Source organism: Labrys sedimenti, from assembly GCF_034424805.1.
Classification (GTDB): domain Bacteria; phylum Pseudomonadota; class Alphaproteobacteria; order Rhizobiales; family Labraceae; genus Labrys; species Labrys sedimenti.
Genome location: NZ_JAXOUF010000011.1, coordinates 44,163 through 58,833, shown reverse-complemented (window position 1 = coordinate 58,833; position 14,671 = coordinate 44,163). Strand labels below are relative to the sequence as shown.

The following is a 14,671-nucleotide window of genomic DNA, read 5'->3' as shown; positions in this document are numbered from 1 at the left end:
CGGGCGCTGTAGCGTTTTGCGATTTGACGGAGTCACCTCGCATCGCAAAGACGCGTCGAACCAAAGAGTTAGAGCAAACAAGCGTTCAGTCTTGAACGCGCTTTGTTCTAGCGCTGTGACGCCTCTTCGCGCTGGCGTGCCTCCCAGGCCACGCGCAAAGCAGCGCTCTCGCCCTCGAAACGCTCCTGCATGGCCTCGCAATGGCGGATGCGGTCGGCCCTGAAACTGCGGAAGTCCCGGCGCAGTTCGCACCAGGCCACGACATGCATCACCTCGACATAATAGACCATGGCAATCGGGCGAATGACCCGCCGGCTTTCCCGCCCCTCGACGTCGGCATAGTGCAGCAGCAATTTACGTTCGTCGCGGATGGCCAAGCGAATGGCGGCAAGATCGATGCTGATCGGCTCGGGATGGATCCACTGCGGCACGAAAAGGTTGGTCTTGTCGATAGGCTCGCGATTGGCGACCGGCAGGACGGTGGCGATCTTGGCACGGATCGAGCCCGCTGCCGCCTTGAGCGCGCGGTCGTCGGTGCGCTCCAGCAGTCCGAGCGCGACTACGAGGGCCTCGACCTCCTCGATCGACAGCATCAGCGGCGGCAGGTCGTAACCGGAGCGCATGACATAGCCGATGCCGGCTTCGCCATAGATGGGTACCGAGAGGGCTTGGAGCGAAGCGATGTCGCGATAGATGGTGCGTTTGGCGACTTCGAGTTGCGTGGCGATCGCCTCGGCCGTCACCGGCTTCTTGGCGACACGCAGCAACTGGATGATCTCGAACAGGCGGGTGGTGCGGCGCATGGGAAACAAGCCGGTGATTGTGGTCTGTGCGGAGACCGCTGACTGCTGACAGATTCTTGGCAGCAGGGTTCTGCTTCAATCGGCATCTGTCAATCGGCATCCAGCCATATCGGAGATTGCCATGTCCATCGAAGGAAGCATGCCGGCCGCATTCTCGCCGCGCCATGTCGGCGTGGCACTGGTGACGGCCTCCGCCATCCTGTGGAGTTCGGCCGGCTATTTCACGCGGGCGGTGCCCCTCGACATTGCCGCCCTGCTGTTCTGGCGGGGCCTGTTCGGCGCGGCCACCAGCCTTGCCTTCATCCTGGCGCTGGAAGGCCGCAACACCTGGCGCAGCTTCAGGGCGATGGGATGGGTCGGCCTGGGCTTCTGCCTGTTGTCCAGCCTGGGCATGGCTTGCTTCGTGGCATCACTGCGCCTCACCAGCGTGGCCCATGTCTCGATCATCTACGCGACGGTGCCTTTCGTGGCGGCGGGCTTTGGATGGCTGGTGATGCGCGAACGGGCTTCCGCCGCGGTGCTGGTCGCCAGCCTGTTTGCCGTCGTGGGCGTGGCGCTGACCGTGGCGGGCGGCAGCGGGCAGGGGAGCCTGATCGGTGATGCCCTTGCGCTGGCGATGACCGTGCTGGTGGCCGCCTTCGTGGTGATGCGGCGGCGCTTCCCCGATGTGCCGCTGGTGCCTGCTGCCTGCCTGTCGGCGCTGGTGCCAGCCCTGATCAGCGCACCCTTGATGTCGAGCTGGCCGATGGATGGCCGCGAGGTCGGCATGCTGGTGGCGTTCGGCGTGAGCAATATGGGCCTGGCTCTGGTCTGCTTCACCATCGGCGCGAAGTTCATTCCGGCGGCCCAGACGGCGCTGATCGGGGCGTTGGAGACACCGCTTGCGCCCCTGTGGGTCTGGCTTGCTTTCGGAGAAGCGCCGGGAACGGCTGCCCTGGCGGGCGGCGGCGTGGTTCTTCTGGCGGTGGTGGGCAGCATGGTCTGGGAAGGCCGGACGTCGACGGCCCAGTCCGGCTGACGATCGTCGAACGAAAAAGGCCCGGCGTTGTGCCGGGCCTTTTCGGAGCGCTGTCTTCCGAATGGATCAGAAGTGATAGTTCACGCCCAGCTTGATGTCGCTGCCGCTATAGCCGGCCTTGACGATACCGCTGCGGATGTCGAAGTCATCCTTGCCGTAGCTGGTATAGTTGTATTCTGCCCGGACCGACACTTCCGGGGTCACGCGATATTCGGCACCGAAACCCGCGGTCCAGCCGATCTGCCACTGCGAATCCTTGGCGCCGAAGCGATTGATCTCCGTATCGCCGAAAGCCAGGCCGGCCTTGATATAGGGCAGGAAGTCGCCCATGGCGTAGCCGAGACGGGGCGTGATCGAGCCGTTGAAGCCGTAGGTGCCCTTGTGGCCGTCATATTTGTCAGTGATGTCGGCATAGTTCAGCGAGCCTTCGATGCCGACCACGATCGGATCGTACTGCATGTTGTAGCCGGCCTGGACACCGCCGGTGAAGCCGCTGGCCTCGTTCAGGCGGACGCCGCGATCAGCATCGAAGTCGCCGGAAAAGCCATAGCCGAGATTGATACCGGCATAGAAGCCCGTCCAGGTCACGTTCGAGGCCGGTGCCTGGTAGGCCGGAGCGGGCTCCTGATAGGGCGGAATGTCGGCCGCAAAGGCGGCCCCGGTGATCAGCGTCACTGCTGTAGCGAGAAGAAGCTTTTTCATCGTGAACTCCTGGAACTCATACACGCGATGACGCCGGTATCCCCAACCCATCGAACAATCATGCGACCGTGTTACGTGAAGACTCTTAAGAGAAGGTTGCCTGATGGGTTTATTAAGTAGATTTAACAAGGCAATATTATGGCAGTGATTTCAATTATATTTGAAATATTTTGTTAACTATGATGTATGTTCTGTAAATTGCCTTAACGTCACTACGTGATTATTATAGTTAACGAGAAATTAATTTTGTGAATTATTGCGCCGTTAAATAGCTTGTCATTCCCAGCCGGCCGCATAGGGTTCGGGCGCATTGGCAAAATCGGAATGGACCGTGCCCAAATCATAGTTGAACGCCGTCGCCCGGGCCGACCAGCGATTATGCTGGGCGCCGCCGCAGGCCAGATCATCGCCCCGGCCCGAGGTCAGGCCGGGCAGAAGGCAAAGGCCTGCCGGGCGCGCGATGCGTGTGAGCGAGCGATTCTTGCCGTTTTCTCTTGAGGCATCCGCCGGGATGGAACCGACGATATCGATGTCGTCATCACCGGTTGCCGGGCGGGCCGGCTTGGCGGCAGCCTGCGGGGCGACGCCAGCCAGTACCGGCGCCTTGGTCACGGCAATGAAGCGACCGGTCCACACCAGCGACAGGGCGGAGGGCGCCCCGGGCACAGCCTCGCCAGCCTGCGCCACTCCAATGAGGGGCTGCCAGGCCAGGATCGCGCAAGTGAGGAAAGTGACCTTCAGCATCGTGTCCCAGTGTTGCCCGTTCCGGTGTCAAAGCGTCTTGCGATTGGAGGGAGCCACCACGAATCACAAGCGCGCGTCGAACCAAAGAGCTGGAGCAAAAAACGTTCAGCCATGCGCGCGTTTTGCTCCAGTGCTGGCATCGGCCAGTCCGTCACTTGAACACTGCCCAATGGTTGATCGACGTTAACGCTGGGCAGCAATCTGCCTGCATCGTAAACGCAGTATGAAGACAAGCCTGCGGAAGGAATGGAGAAAATGGTGGAAAAGGCTCGTGCGCAACGCGCTTTGGTGACGGGTGCCGCCAAGCGTATCGGTCGGAGCATCGCGCTTGGGCTGGCCCAGGCCGGATATGATGTCGCGCTCCATTGCAATCGTTCGCGCGCGGAAGCGGAGGATGTGGCGGCACAAATCGCGGCCATGGGACGCAGGACATGCATCGCCGTGGGTGATCTGGCCGCGGGCGACAAGGTAAGTGCAATCGTCGAGGAGGCGCGCGCCGGCATCGGCGTCCTCGATCTGCTGGTGAATTCGGCCTCGATGTTCGAGCCCGACAGCGTCGGCAGTCTCCAGGCGCAGGTCTGGAACCGGCAATTCGCCGTCAATGCCCAGGCCCCGATCTTTCTCGCCCAGGCCTTTGCGGCCCAGGTCGAGCCGCTTGCCTGCGATCCCTCCATCGTCAACCTGATCGACCAGCGCGTGCTGAACCCCCGGCCGGACTATGTGTCCTATTATCTCAGCAAATCCGTGCTGCATGTCGCCACGCAGACCCTGGCCCAGGCCCTGGCGCCACATATCCGCGTCAACGGCATCGGTCCCGGCCCGACCCTGCAGGCCGCCTCGCAGACACCTGAGGAATTCGCCGCCGAGGCGGCCGGCACACCGCTCGGCCATGGCAGTGCCGTGGAGGACATCGTGGAGGCCGTGCTTTATCTGGCCCGTGCCCGCAGCGTCAGCGGCCAGATGATCGCCGTCGACGGGGGCCAGCATCTGGCCTGGGCTGAGTAGAGGCCGGACGCATTGGTCCGGGCACGCCGGCGGTGGTGGGCAATTTCACCGGCATTTTCCATGCCCTCTCGTCAGCGTGCCTCCTGCGTCCTATTTATCAAGCCATGACCGACTCGCCTGACCTTGCCGAAACCGAGGAAGCTTCCTCCTCCGTCGACCTCGCCTTCGACGAGAAAGCCGTGCCATCTTCGCTGCGGGCGGGAACGGCAGTCATTCACGCCTTCTGGAAGACGCTGCCCAATGCGCCGGGTGTCTATCGCATGATCGATGCGGAAGGCACGGTGCTCTATGTCGGCAAGGCGCATTCACTCAAGAAACGGGTGGCGAGCTATGCCCGCGGCATCGCGCCGACGGCGCGCATCGCCCGCATGATCGCCGAGACGGCGGCGATGGAATTCGTCACGACCCAGACGGAAACCGAAGCGCTGCTGCTCGAGATCAACCTGATCAAAAGCCTCAAGCCGCGCTTCAACGTGCTGCTGCGCGACGACAAGTCCTTTCCCTATATCCTGCTGACGGGTGACCATCCTGCACCCCAACTGACCAAGCATCGCGGGGCGCGCACGCGCAAGGGCGATTATTTCGGCCCCTTCGCCAGCGTCCTGGCCGTCAACCGCACGATGAATGCCCTGGAGCGTGCCTTTCTCATCCGATCCTGTACGGATTCGGTGTTCTCCACCCGCACGCGCCCCTGTCTGCTGCACCAGATCAAGCGTTGCTCGGCTCCCTGTACCGGCGAGGTCTCCGTCGAGGATTATGCCGGCCTGGTCAGCGAGGCGCGCGCCTTCCTGACCGGCAAGTCCAAGGCCATCAAAGAAGCGATGGCGCATGAAATGGAGCAGGCCGCCGAGACCCTGGAATTCGAGCGCGCCGCCCGTTATCGCGACAGGCTCGCGGCGCTTTCGGCCATCCAGTCGACGCAGGGCATCAATCCGCGCTCGATCGAGGAGGCGGACGTCTTTGCCGTACACGAGCAGGCCGGCCAGTTCTGCATCGAGGTCTTCTTCTTCCGCACCGGCCAGAATTGGGGCAACCGGGCCTATTTTCCCAAGGCCGACCGTACGCTCAGCGAGGCCGAAGTGCTCGATGCCTTTCTCGGCCAGTTCTACGATGACAAGCCGGCGCCCAAGCTCGTGCTGCTTTCGCATGAGGTCGAGGGCGGGGAGATCCTGCGTGAGGCGCTGTCGCTGCGTGCCGGCCGTCGTATCGAGATCGCGACGCCGAAGCGGGGAGAGAAGCGCGACCTCGTCGAACATGCCCTCACCAATGCCCGCGAGGCCCTTGGGCGCCGCCTGGCCGAATCCTCCTCGCAGCTCAAGCTGCTGGAGGGCGTCGCCGAGGCCTTCAGCCTCGAAGAGCCGCCGCGCCGCATCGAGGTCTATGACAACTCCCACATCATGGGCACCAACGCCGTCGGCGGCATGATCGTGGCTGGACGCGAAGGCTTCGCCAAGATGCATTATCGCAAGTTCAACATCAAATCGACGGAGATCACGCCGGGCGACGATTACGGCATGATGCGCGAAGTGCTGGAGCGACGCTTTTCCCGCCTGATCAAGGAGACACCCAAGGACGAGCCGGGCGAGGCGGCGGAGCTGGACGATGTCGTGATGCCGACCTGGCCCGACCTCGTGCTCATCGACGGCGGTGCCGGCCAGATGCAGGTGGCCCGCGAGGTTTTCGCCGACCTCGGCGTCGAGGATGTCGCTCTGGTCGGCGTCGCCAAGGGTGTCGATCGCGATGCCGGCCGCGAGACCTTCATCGTCGAGGGCAAGCCCCCCTTCAAGCTCGCCCCGCGCGATCCCGTGCTCTATTTCGTGCAGCGCCTGCGTGACGAAGCCCACCGCTTCGCCATCGGTGCCCATCGCCAGAAGCGCTCCAAATCGCTGAAGGAAGGAGGGCTCCAGGAAATCGGCGGCATCGGCCCGCAGCGCAAACGTGCGCTGCTGCGGCATTTCGGCACTCTCAAGGCGATCGAACGGGCTTCGATGGCCGATCTCGAAGGCTGTCCGGGCATCGATCAGGCGACCGCCCGCAAGGTCTACGACTTCTTCCACGACAAGGCATCTTAAACCCGGTTGACGGCGCGGCCCGCGCCATGTTCCTTCAAGCCATGACATCACCTGCGCCCACAAAGCGGACCTCACCGCTCTCCCTGCCGAACATCCTCACCTATGGCCGGATCGCGGCGGTGCCGGTGGTCGTGGCCTGCCTGTTCTGGCCGGAGGTGATCTGGGTACGCTGGGTCGCCTTCGGGGCGTTCGCCCTGGCGGCGGTGACGGACTATTTCGATGGCTATCTCGCCAGGGCCTGGGGGCAGCAATCCTCGCTCGGACGCATGCTTGATCCGATCGCCGACAAGCTCTTGGTATCGTCCTGCCTGCTCATGCTGGCGGCGACGGGAACCATCACCACCGACAATTTGTCCGTGTGGGCGGCGATCGTCATCCTGTGCCGCGAGATCCTGGTTTCCGGCTTGAGGGAGTTCCTGGCCGAATTGCGGGTTTCCGTGCCGGTAACGCGGCTGGCCAAATGGAAGACCACCGTCCAACTGCTGGCGATCGGTTTCCTGCTGGCGGGGCCGGCCGGCGATGCCGTCCTGCCGGGCTGCACGATCATCGGCCTGGTGCTGCTGTGGGTTTCGGCTGTGGTGACGCTCTATACGGGCTATGATTATTTCCGCAGCGGCGTGCAGCATCTCCTCGAAGATGCGTAATGAGGCTGGAGGACGTGCGATGAAGCTGATCTATTTCGCCTGGCTGCGCGAGCGCATCGGCGTGCCGGAAGAGGAAGTCGACTTGCCGGCCGAGGTCAAGACGGTCGAGGATCTGATGCAGTTCCTGTCCGAGCGCAGCGAAGCCCATGCCCATGCCTTCGAGAACCGCAAGATCGTGCGGGCGGCGATTGATCGGCGCCATGTCAAGCCGGCCGCACCGATTGCCGGTGCGGGTGAGGTTGCCTTCTTCCCGCCCATGACGGGCGGCTGAGCCGGCGGGAGTTGATACGGTGAGCGTTCGTCTGCAGCCCGAGGATTTCGACGTTTCGGCCGAGGTTGCCTCCTTGACCCGCGGGCGGACCGATATCGGTGCCGTGGTCAATTTCATCGGCATCTGCCGGGCGGGGCCGGACGACGATCGTATCAGCGCCATGACGCTCGATCATTATCCCGAGATGGCCCAGGCCGAGTTCGAGCGGATCGAGGCGGAAGCGCGCGAGCGCTGGCCCCTGCAGGGCGTTGCCATCATCCATCGCCATGGCCGGCTGGTGCCGGGCGACAATATCGTGCTGGTGGTGACGGCCTCGATGCATCGCCAGGCCGCCTTCGAGGCCGCTTCCTTCCTGATGGACTATCTCAAGACCCGCGCCCCCTTCTGGAAGAAGGAAGAGCGTGCCTCCGGCACCGGCTGGGTCGCCGCCAAGGACGAGGACGACGCAGCCGCGGCGCGTTGGGCAACGAAGAAGCCTTGATGCGGTTCCCCTGATGCGTTCCCTTGGCGACAGACTTGGCCGCTTCCGGCGTGCCATTGCCGCCGTTGCGATGGACAGGAGAGATTTTCATGCCGGATGGATTGAGAAAGCTCGCGGGCGCGGCAGCGGTGGCGACCTTGCTATGCGGCGTCGCGGGAGCGGCCTCGGCCGATTCGGAACTGCGGCGCGCGCTGTCCCACGTTCCTGCCAAGGTCGCGATGGATCGCAACGGCATTGCCGCCAGCTTTATCGGCCTGTCGGAATTGCGCAAGCTCTATGCAGGGGATCCCGCCGCGATGCGGCTGCGGGTAAATTTGGGCGGCAGCGACACGGCAAAGGCATTCTTTTACAGCGACGAAGCGTCCTGGAAAGATAGTACGGGCTTGAAGCACGACGACATTGCCAGTTTTACTGAATATGGCACACCGCCACGGGCCGTCGTCCTTTGGCGCTTCCTCGAGCCCGCCATATCCGCTCCTTTCGTGGAAGGGCTCGCCAAGCGCGGCTTCAGCCAGGCCAACGGCTTATGGCGCAATGGTGAGCCGATGAAGCTCGATTTCACCAAACGTAGCGTCACCAATCCTTTCTTCGGTCCGCTGGGGCGGGCATCGATGCTGGCGCCCTTCGCCAGTGGCGTGGCGCAATCGCCCGACCCTGGGGCTGCTGCCGAGGCAGGCGCCGTTTCGGTCAAGACCAGCCTCGCCGGTCTGGCGCCGGTTGAGGCCGCCCTCGATGGGATCGAGAAGGTGGCCGCCCAAGGCTCGATCCTGCAGGCGATCGTGCTTACCCCGGCGATCTGGATGCAGGGGGACGATGTGCTGGACATGATGGCAACATCGCCCACCGTCGACAAGAAAGTGCTGGTGGACAAGATGGCCGAGCGGGCGAAGAAGCCGCCCACGCCCGTGTCCCTCGGGGTGGTCATTGCCGATGTCGAGACGAAGGAGCCCGCCAGCAATGGCGTGGTGATCGCGCTGCCCTATGGCGATTGCGACACCGCCAAGGAGGGGGCGCGGATCTTCGCCGACAAATGGAAGAATGCTGCTGGCCGGGATGGCCAGACCGGTGCCCAGCGGACCGGCCGGGAGCCCGCGGTGACGGTGCATCAGGCAAGGGAGGCCTGCGTGGCCCTGCTCGCACTGATGGGCGCGCCCGATGTCGGACAGGGCAATCCTGTTCTGCGCTATATCACCGGCGCGATCTGGCAACGCGATTTCAAGGCACTTCAGGGTGGATAGGGTACCGCGGATCAATGCAGCGGGCTTTCGTTTCAGGCGGAACGCCGCGGCAAACACGAAATACACAGGTTTTACTTTGTGTAAGGCGCCCTGAAGCGGGGTTCGTTCAGCGGATTAATTGAAACGAAACCAGAATCTGTACAGATTGTCGCAGGCGGTCATCTTTTCAGCAACCAGCCGCCACTGAAAGCGGAAGTCGACAATGGAACAGATTCTTATCAACCTGGTAGCGGGCGCGCTTGGCGGCGCTGGCTCAGGCAAGGCTCTGCCGCAATTCGACATGGGCAATATCGGCAACATCATCGCCGGCCTGGTGGGCGGCGGCGTGCTCGGCCAAATCATCACCGCTGTCTGGCCGTCCGTGGCGGCCTCCATGCAGTCGGGGAATTTCGACATCGGCTCGATCGTCACCAACGTTATCGGTGGCGGTGCCGGCGGCGCGATCCTTCAGGTCATCGTCGGCATGATCAAGAATTCGATGAGCAAATAGTCGCTGCGGCCGGGTGTTACGGCAGCTGCGTCATCATAAGCACGGTGAGGCGGTCCGGTCTCCTACGGCGGGAGACTGGACTGCTTCACTTCATTCGTGATGATCGATGCGTTCTCAGCGGGTCAGCGCCGAACCGATATGGCTGGCATCCGTGTTCAACGCGCTGCCGAGGAGCCAGACACCGATGATCAGGGCGAGACCGGCAAGCAGCCCGGTGACGACGTCGATCGTCACGCCAGCTATGTCGCCTTCCTCAAATCCGTCCTTTGCTGCAAACAATCCCGCCAAACGCATCGTACTGACTCCAACTCACCTTTCATTGTAACGCGGGCGCGGTTAACGCCTCGTCTCTACTTGTAAGACTTATTGCGACTTTTCGGTGTTTATGTAGTGTCGAAAAGCACGCCGCGGGCATGTTATTTGGCATTGCTGTTATGGGCGTGGAGCATAGCGGTAGCCGGCTTTGCGGGAAACCTTAACCAATTGTTATTGCTTAATTTTCCGTGAAAAGGAGTGCGTGCCTGGCGGCGCGCCGTTCAACCGCGCAGGAAGAGGCGATAGGCGTCGTTGGCGCTCTCGTCCTCATAGGGGTAGCCGAGCTCTTCCAGGCGCTCGAAAAGGCGTGGCCGATCGGCCTCCGGAACCTGGATTCCAACCAGCACACGACCGTAATCCGCGCCGTGATTGCGGTAGTGGAACAGGGTGATGTTCCAGTCGAAGCCGACTCCGTCGAGGAACTTGAGCAGGGCGCCGGGACGTTCGGGAAACTCGAAGCGCAGCACCAGTTCGTCCGTCAGGCCGGGCGCCCGTCCTCCCACCATATAACGCACATGCAGCTTAGCAGTCTCGTCGGCGCTGATATCGACGACGCCATAGCCGAGCCGCTCGAGCTGCCCGACGATCTCGCTCTTCTGCCGCTTGGCATCGGCCAGCTTCAAACCGACGAAGACATGGGCCTGGCTGCCGCCGGCATAGCGATAGTTGAACTCGGTGACGATGCGGTTGCCCAGCACCTCGATGAAGCGGCGATAGCTTCCCGTTTCCTCGGGAATGGTGACAGCAAGGAGGATCTCACGGGCCTCGCCCACTTCGGCTCGTTCGGCGACATGGCGCAGGCGGTCGAAATTGAGGTTGGCACCGCTGTTGACGGCGATCAGCGCTCCGCTTCTCTCGGGATTGGCCTGTGCATAGGCCTTCAGGCCTGCGAGCGAGAGGGCGCCGGCCGGTTCTGACAGCACTCGCATATCTTCGAAGATGTCCTTGATCGCCGCGCACATGGCGTCGGTATCGGCAACCAGGACGTCGTCGAGCAGCTCGCGGCAGATTCGGAAGGTTTCCTCGCCCGCCTGGCGCACGGCGACGCCGTCGGCGAACAGGCCAACGCGGTCCAGCACCACGCGCTCGTCGGCCTCGATCGCCGCCTTCATCGAGGCGGCATCCACCGGCTCGACGCCGATCACCTTCGTTTCCGGGCGCAGGAACTTGACATAGGAGGCGATGCCCGCGGCCAGCCCGCCGCCGCCGATCGGCACGAAGACCGCCTCGATCGGGCCGGGATGCTGGTGCAGCATCTCGACGGCCACGGTGCCCTGGCCGGCGATGACGTCGCCGTCGTCATAGGGGTGGACGAAGGTGAGGCCGTGCTCGCGTTCGAGTTCCCTGGCATGGGCATAGGCCTCGTCGAAGGCGTCGCCCTTGAGCACGACCTTGCCGCCCCAATAGCGCACGGCGTCGACCTTGATGCGCGGCGTGGTGATCGGCATGACGATGGTGGAGGCGATGCCGAGCTTCGTTGCCGAAAGGGCGACGCCCTGGGCGTGGTTGCCGGCGGAAGCGCAGATCACGCCGGCGGCCTTGGCCTCCTGCGACAGGCGGGCGATGCGGTTATAGGCGCCACGGATCTTGAAGGAGAAGATCGGCTGGAGATCCTCGCGCTTGAGCAGGATTTCCGCATTCAGGCGCTGGCTGAGCCGCACCATCGGGTCCAGGGGCGTTCTCTGGGCCACGTCATAGACGCGGGCATCGAGGATTCGGCGGACATATTCGATCACAACGCACCTGACTGTCGAAAGAGGGGAGCTGTTGAGCGCTCCCATGTAGAAAAGCCTGTCGGCTTCCATCTTTGAGGGGTTCGCATGGCGCTGTCACGTTTGATTTGCGCGCGCTGGCGGAGATAATGTCGCGCCCTTGCTCTCCCGAGACCTCATCATGGCCTGCCTGATCCGTCTGTTCTTCCTTGCCGCTGTCGTTCTGGCTGGTGCGCTGCCGGCCGGTGCAGCCCAGAAGGCGGCTCTGGTGATCGGCAACAGTGCCTATCGCTCGGTGACGCCTTTGGTGAACCCGGCCAATGACGCCAACGACATGGCGGCGGCGCTGGGGCGGATCGGCTATGCGGTGACGCTGGTCAAGGACGGCGACCTGGTGGCGATGAATGACGGGCTCAGGGCCTTCCTGCGCGATGCCGATCATGCCGACAGCGTGGTGGTATTCTATTCGGGCCATGGCGTGCAGGTGAAGGGGCGCAACTATCTGGTGCCGGTCTCGGCCAAGATCTCGGACGAGCTCGATCTGGACACCCAGACCCTGTCGCTGGACAAGCTTTTGGAGCTGGTCGACAGCGCGGCGCCGAAGGTGAAGATCGTGATCCTGGATTCGTGCCGGGACAATCCGTTGACGCGCCAGTTGACGCGGGGGGCGGGCACGCGCGGGCTGGCGCGCATCGATCTCGACGCCTCCTCGGCCAAGGGCACGCTGATCGCTTTTTCGACGGCGCCGGGCTCGGTGGCGCAGGACGGCAGCGGGCGCAACTCGCCCTTCACCACGGCGCTGCTCGCCCATATGGAGACGCCCGGCCTCGACATCCGCCAGATGTTCGGACAGGTCAGGGCCGATGTCGACCAGTCGACCCAGGGCGGCCAGACCCCCTGGGTGAACGAAGCCATCATCGGCTCCTTCGCCATGGCCGGCAAGGCGGAGAACGTGCAGCCGGCCAAGGCGGCTGGCGCGACGACCTCAGTGCTGGTTGATCCGCCGGCGACGCAGGGCGCGACCGACATGGCCCCGGCCGTGACGACGAGCGGCGACAACCAGACCGGAGCCGCTCCGCAGCAAAATGCGGCCCTCGACTTTGCGGTCCCGGACAGGACCGTTCCCGCGTCCGTGTCGCCGAGCTTTCCTTGCAATGGCCGCCTCAATCCCACCGAAAATGCCATCTGCCAGGACGGCGGTCTCGCCGGCCTCGACCAGACGCTGTCATCCGCCTATGGCATGATCAACGCCGCCCTGCCGAAGGACTTGCAGGCCAAGCTGAAGGCGAACCAGACGGCGTGGCGCGCCCAGCGCGACGAGTGCGGCGCTGATGCCGCCTGCATCGGTGTGAGCTACCGGCAGCGTCTCGCCTTCCTGAAGGGCCTGGTCGACAAGGCGGCCGGCACGCCCTCCGTGTCGCCCAGCTTCCCCTGCGGCGGACGCCTCAATCCGAGCGAGCGTGCCATCTGCCAGAGCGATACGCTGGCGCGGCTCGACCTTGCTCTCGACGGCGTGTTCAAGGCCCGGTTCAGGGGCCTGGCGAAGGCCGACCAGGTCGCTCTGTCGGCCAGCCAGACGGCCTGGCGTAGCAATCGCGACCGCTGCGGCGCAACGGCCAGCTGCATTGAGGCCGCCTATCGGCAAAGGCTGAACTACTTCCAGTCCCTGCAATAGGCGGCCACGGTCACGTCGCCGGCTTCAGGCGGTCCCGCCGCAGCCAGCGCAGGGTCATCAGCACGGCGACCGCCGTCAGTCCGCTCACCAGGCCGGCCCAGATCCCGGCGCCGCCCCAGCCGAAATGGAAGCCGAGCAGGATGCCGAGCGGCAGCCCCGCCACCCAATAGCCGATGGCGGCGAACAACATCGGGATCACCGTGTCGTGCAGGCCGCGCAACATGCCGGCAGCCACGACCTGGGCCCCGTCCGTGATCTGGAACAGGCCGGCAAAGATCAGGAACAGGCTGGCCCTGGCCACCACGTCGGCGTTGACCGGGTCGGCAAGATCGATGAACAGGCCGATCAGCAGGTGCGGTGCGATCAGCATGAAGGCCGCTGCCGCGCACATGAAGCCGACACCGAGGACATAGGCCGTCCAGCCGGATCGGCTGATCGCGTGCTGGTCGCCGGCGCCATAGGCGAGGCCGACCCGTACCGTCGCCGCCTGGCCGAGACCGAGTGGCACCATGAAGCTGATAGAGGCGATCTGGATGGCGATGCCATGGGCCGCCAGGTCCGTCTCGCCGATGCGCCCCATCAGGAACGCCGCGGCATTGAAGACGGTGACCTCGAAGGCGAGCGTGACGGCGATGGGCACGCCCAGCCGGAAGATCTGCCAGAGCCGTTCCCAATCGGGGCGCCACAGGTTCTGGAACAGTTGATAGTGGCGGAACGGCCGGCTGAAGGCCAGGAAGGCGGCCAGCAGCAGGAAGAAGATCCAGGTCGCGATCGTTGTCGCGATGCCCGGGCCCGACACGCCGAGGGCGGGCAGGCCGAGATGGCCGAAGGTGAGGCCCCAGGCCAGCACGGCGTTGATGATGATGCCGGCAAGCGCGCTCCACATGGCCGCGCGGGGCTGTCCCATGGCGGCCGCTGCCGAACGCAGGGCGATGTAGCCGACAAAGGCCGGCAGCGACCAGGCGAGACCGGCGAGATATTGCGAGGCATGCCTGGCGATCTCGGGATTCTGCCCGAGTTGCAGCATGATCCATTCGCCGTTCATCAGGCAGGCGAGGCCCGGGATCGAGACGATCAGCGATGTCCACAATCCCTGCTGTACGGTCCGGCGGATATCGCGGCCGCCGTCGTCGCCGGCACCGAGGGCGCTGGCCACCATCGGTGCCACCGCCGTCACCACGCCCAATCCGATGATGGCAAAGAAAAAGAACAGGTTGTTGGCCAGGGTCACGGCGGCGATCGCCTGTGACCCCAATTCACCGACGAGGATGAGATTGGTGGTGGTCAGCGCTAGCTCGACCAGATTGGTCAGAATGAGGGGCCAGGCCAGGATAAGGGTTTCGAGTGCTTCCCGGCTCCAGCTCCGGTGACCACCGAGGCTCTTTTGCGAGCCTGCCGGCGGAAATACCGTAGCCATTTGGTCGTTTCCATTGGTTATTTGAAATTGGAGCGGGGGCCGCGCCCTCATTGGTGCGCAGCCCCCGTTCGGCCTCAGAAACGT

Annotated in this window: 14 protein-coding genes; 9 read left to right on the top strand and 5 right to left on the bottom strand. The window is 63.8% G+C overall.

Annotated elements, in window-relative coordinates:
* Positions 1-107: 107 nt before the first annotated feature.
* Positions 108-803 (bottom strand): helix-turn-helix transcriptional regulator, encoded by a 696-nt coding sequence (locus U1R88_RS25020; RefSeq protein ID WP_322433695.1) that lies wholly within the window; start codon positions 801-803, stop codon positions 108-110.
* A 121-nt stretch (positions 804-924) separates the two neighbouring features.
* Between U1R88_RS25020 and U1R88_RS25015 the strand changes: the two genes are divergently transcribed.
* Positions 925-1,821: a DMT family transporter gene (locus U1R88_RS25015; protein WP_322433694.1), complete on the top strand. Its 897-nt coding sequence runs from the start codon at positions 925-927 to the stop codon at positions 1,819-1,821.
* Between the two features lie 66 nt (positions 1,822-1,887).
* Here the strand turns inward: U1R88_RS25015 and U1R88_RS25010 are convergent, their stop codons facing one another.
* Both U1R88_RS25010 and U1R88_RS25005 read right to left on the bottom strand, forming a co-directional pair.
* A complete protein-coding gene (locus tag U1R88_RS25010) occupies positions 1,888-2,523 on the bottom strand; it encodes an outer membrane protein (RefSeq protein ID WP_322433693.1) in 636 nt (211 codons plus the stop codon).
* A gap of 276 nt (positions 2,524-2,799) precedes the next feature.
* Positions 2,800-3,267: a hypothetical protein gene (locus U1R88_RS25005; RefSeq protein ID WP_322433692.1), complete on the bottom strand. Its 468-nt coding sequence runs from the start codon at positions 3,265-3,267 to the stop codon at positions 2,800-2,802.
* Positions 3,268-3,522: 255 nt separating this feature from the next.
* Between U1R88_RS25005 and U1R88_RS25000 the strand changes: the two genes are divergently transcribed.
* The 7 genes from U1R88_RS25000 to U1R88_RS24970 all read left to right on the top strand — a co-directional run bounded on the left by U1R88_RS25000 (position 3,523) and on the right by U1R88_RS24970 (position 9,468).
* Entirely contained in the window at positions 3,523-4,272 is a 750-nt protein-coding gene (locus U1R88_RS25000) for an SDR family oxidoreductase (protein WP_322433691.1), read from the top strand.
* 104 nt (positions 4,273-4,376) lie between these two features.
* Positions 4,377-6,344, top strand: a complete 1,968-nt coding sequence (gene uvrC / locus U1R88_RS24995; RefSeq protein WP_322433690.1) for an excinuclease ABC subunit UvrC — start codon at positions 4,377-4,379, stop codon at positions 6,342-6,344.
* Between the two features lie 41 nt (positions 6,345-6,385).
* Positions 6,386-6,988, top strand: coding sequence for a CDP-diacylglycerol--glycerol-3-phosphate 3-phosphatidyltransferase (gene pgsA / locus U1R88_RS24990; protein WP_068284733.1), 603 nt, complete (start codon positions 6,386-6,388; stop codon positions 6,986-6,988).
* Between the two features lie 19 nt (positions 6,989-7,007).
* Positions 7,008-7,259 carry a molybdopterin converting factor subunit 1 gene (moaD, locus tag U1R88_RS24985; protein ID WP_322433689.1) on the top strand — a complete coding sequence of 84 codons (252 nt, stop codon included), beginning with the start codon at positions 7,008-7,010 and terminating at the stop codon, positions 7,257-7,259.
* Positions 7,260-7,278: 19 nt separating this feature from the next.
* A complete protein-coding gene (locus U1R88_RS24980) occupies positions 7,279-7,740 on the top strand; it encodes a molybdenum cofactor biosynthesis protein MoaE (RefSeq protein ID WP_322433688.1) in 462 nt (153 codons plus the stop codon).
* Positions 7,741-7,829: 89 nt separating this feature from the next.
* On the top strand, positions 7,830-8,978 hold the full coding sequence (locus U1R88_RS24975) for a hypothetical protein (protein WP_322433687.1): 1,149 nt from the start codon (positions 7,830-7,832) through the stop codon (positions 8,976-8,978).
* Between the two features lie 202 nt (positions 8,979-9,180).
* A complete protein-coding gene (locus U1R88_RS24970; RefSeq protein WP_068284544.1) occupies positions 9,181-9,468 on the top strand; it encodes a hypothetical protein in 288 nt (95 codons plus the stop codon).
* Positions 9,469-10,004: 536 nt separating this feature from the next.
* Here the strand turns inward: U1R88_RS24970 and ilvA are convergent.
* Positions 10,005-11,519: a threonine ammonia-lyase, biosynthetic gene (gene ilvA / locus U1R88_RS24965; RefSeq protein ID WP_322433686.1), complete on the bottom strand. Its 1,515-nt coding sequence runs from the start codon at positions 11,517-11,519 to the stop codon at positions 10,005-10,007.
* Positions 11,520-11,676: 157 nt separating this feature from the next.
* On the opposite strand from ilvA, the gene U1R88_RS24960 reads away from it, so the two are divergent.
* A complete protein-coding gene (locus tag U1R88_RS24960; protein WP_322433685.1) occupies positions 11,677-13,170 on the top strand; it encodes a caspase family protein in 1,494 nt (497 codons plus the stop codon).
* A 10-nt stretch (positions 13,171-13,180) separates the two neighbouring features.
* On the opposite strand, the gene U1R88_RS24955 is transcribed toward U1R88_RS24960, so the two are convergent.
* Positions 13,181-14,587 (bottom strand): MATE family efflux transporter, encoded by a 1,407-nt coding sequence (locus U1R88_RS24955; RefSeq protein ID WP_322433684.1) that lies wholly within the window; start codon positions 14,585-14,587, stop codon positions 13,181-13,183.
* Positions 14,588-14,671: the final 84 nt, after the last annotated feature.

Coding starts and splice junctions, on each gene's coding strand:
- U1R88_RS24955 (WP_322433684.1), bottom strand. CDS start 14,587: ATGGCTACGGTATTTCCGCCGGCAGGCTCGCAAAAGAGCCTCGGTGGT.
- U1R88_RS25015 (WP_322433694.1), top strand. CDS start 925: ATGTCCATCGAAGGAAGCATGCCGGCCGCATTCTCGCCGCGCCATGTC.
- U1R88_RS25000 (WP_322433691.1), top strand. CDS start 3,523: ATGGTGGAAAAGGCTCGTGCGCAACGCGCTTTGGTGACGGGTGCCGCC.
- moaD (WP_322433689.1), top strand. CDS start 7,008: ATGAAGCTGATCTATTTCGCCTGGCTGCGCGAGCGCATCGGCGTGCCG.
- uvrC (WP_322433690.1), top strand. CDS start 4,377: ATGACCGACTCGCCTGACCTTGCCGAAACCGAGGAAGCTTCCTCCTCC.
- U1R88_RS25005 (WP_322433692.1), bottom strand. CDS start 3,267: ATGCTGAAGGTCACTTTCCTCACTTGCGCGATCCTGGCCTGGCAGCCC.
- U1R88_RS24960 (WP_322433685.1), top strand. CDS start 11,677: ATGGCCTGCCTGATCCGTCTGTTCTTCCTTGCCGCTGTCGTTCTGGCT.
- pgsA (WP_068284733.1), top strand. CDS start 6,386: ATGACATCACCTGCGCCCACAAAGCGGACCTCACCGCTCTCCCTGCCG.
- U1R88_RS24970 (WP_068284544.1), top strand. CDS start 9,181: ATGGAACAGATTCTTATCAACCTGGTAGCGGGCGCGCTTGGCGGCGCT.
- U1R88_RS24975 (WP_322433687.1), top strand. CDS start 7,830: ATGCCGGATGGATTGAGAAAGCTCGCGGGCGCGGCAGCGGTGGCGACC.
- U1R88_RS25020 (WP_322433695.1), bottom strand. CDS start 803: ATGCGCCGCACCACCCGCCTGTTCGAGATCATCCAGTTGCTGCGTGTC.
- U1R88_RS25010 (WP_322433693.1), bottom strand. CDS start 2,523: ATGAAAAAGCTTCTTCTCGCTACAGCAGTGACGCTGATCACCGGGGCC.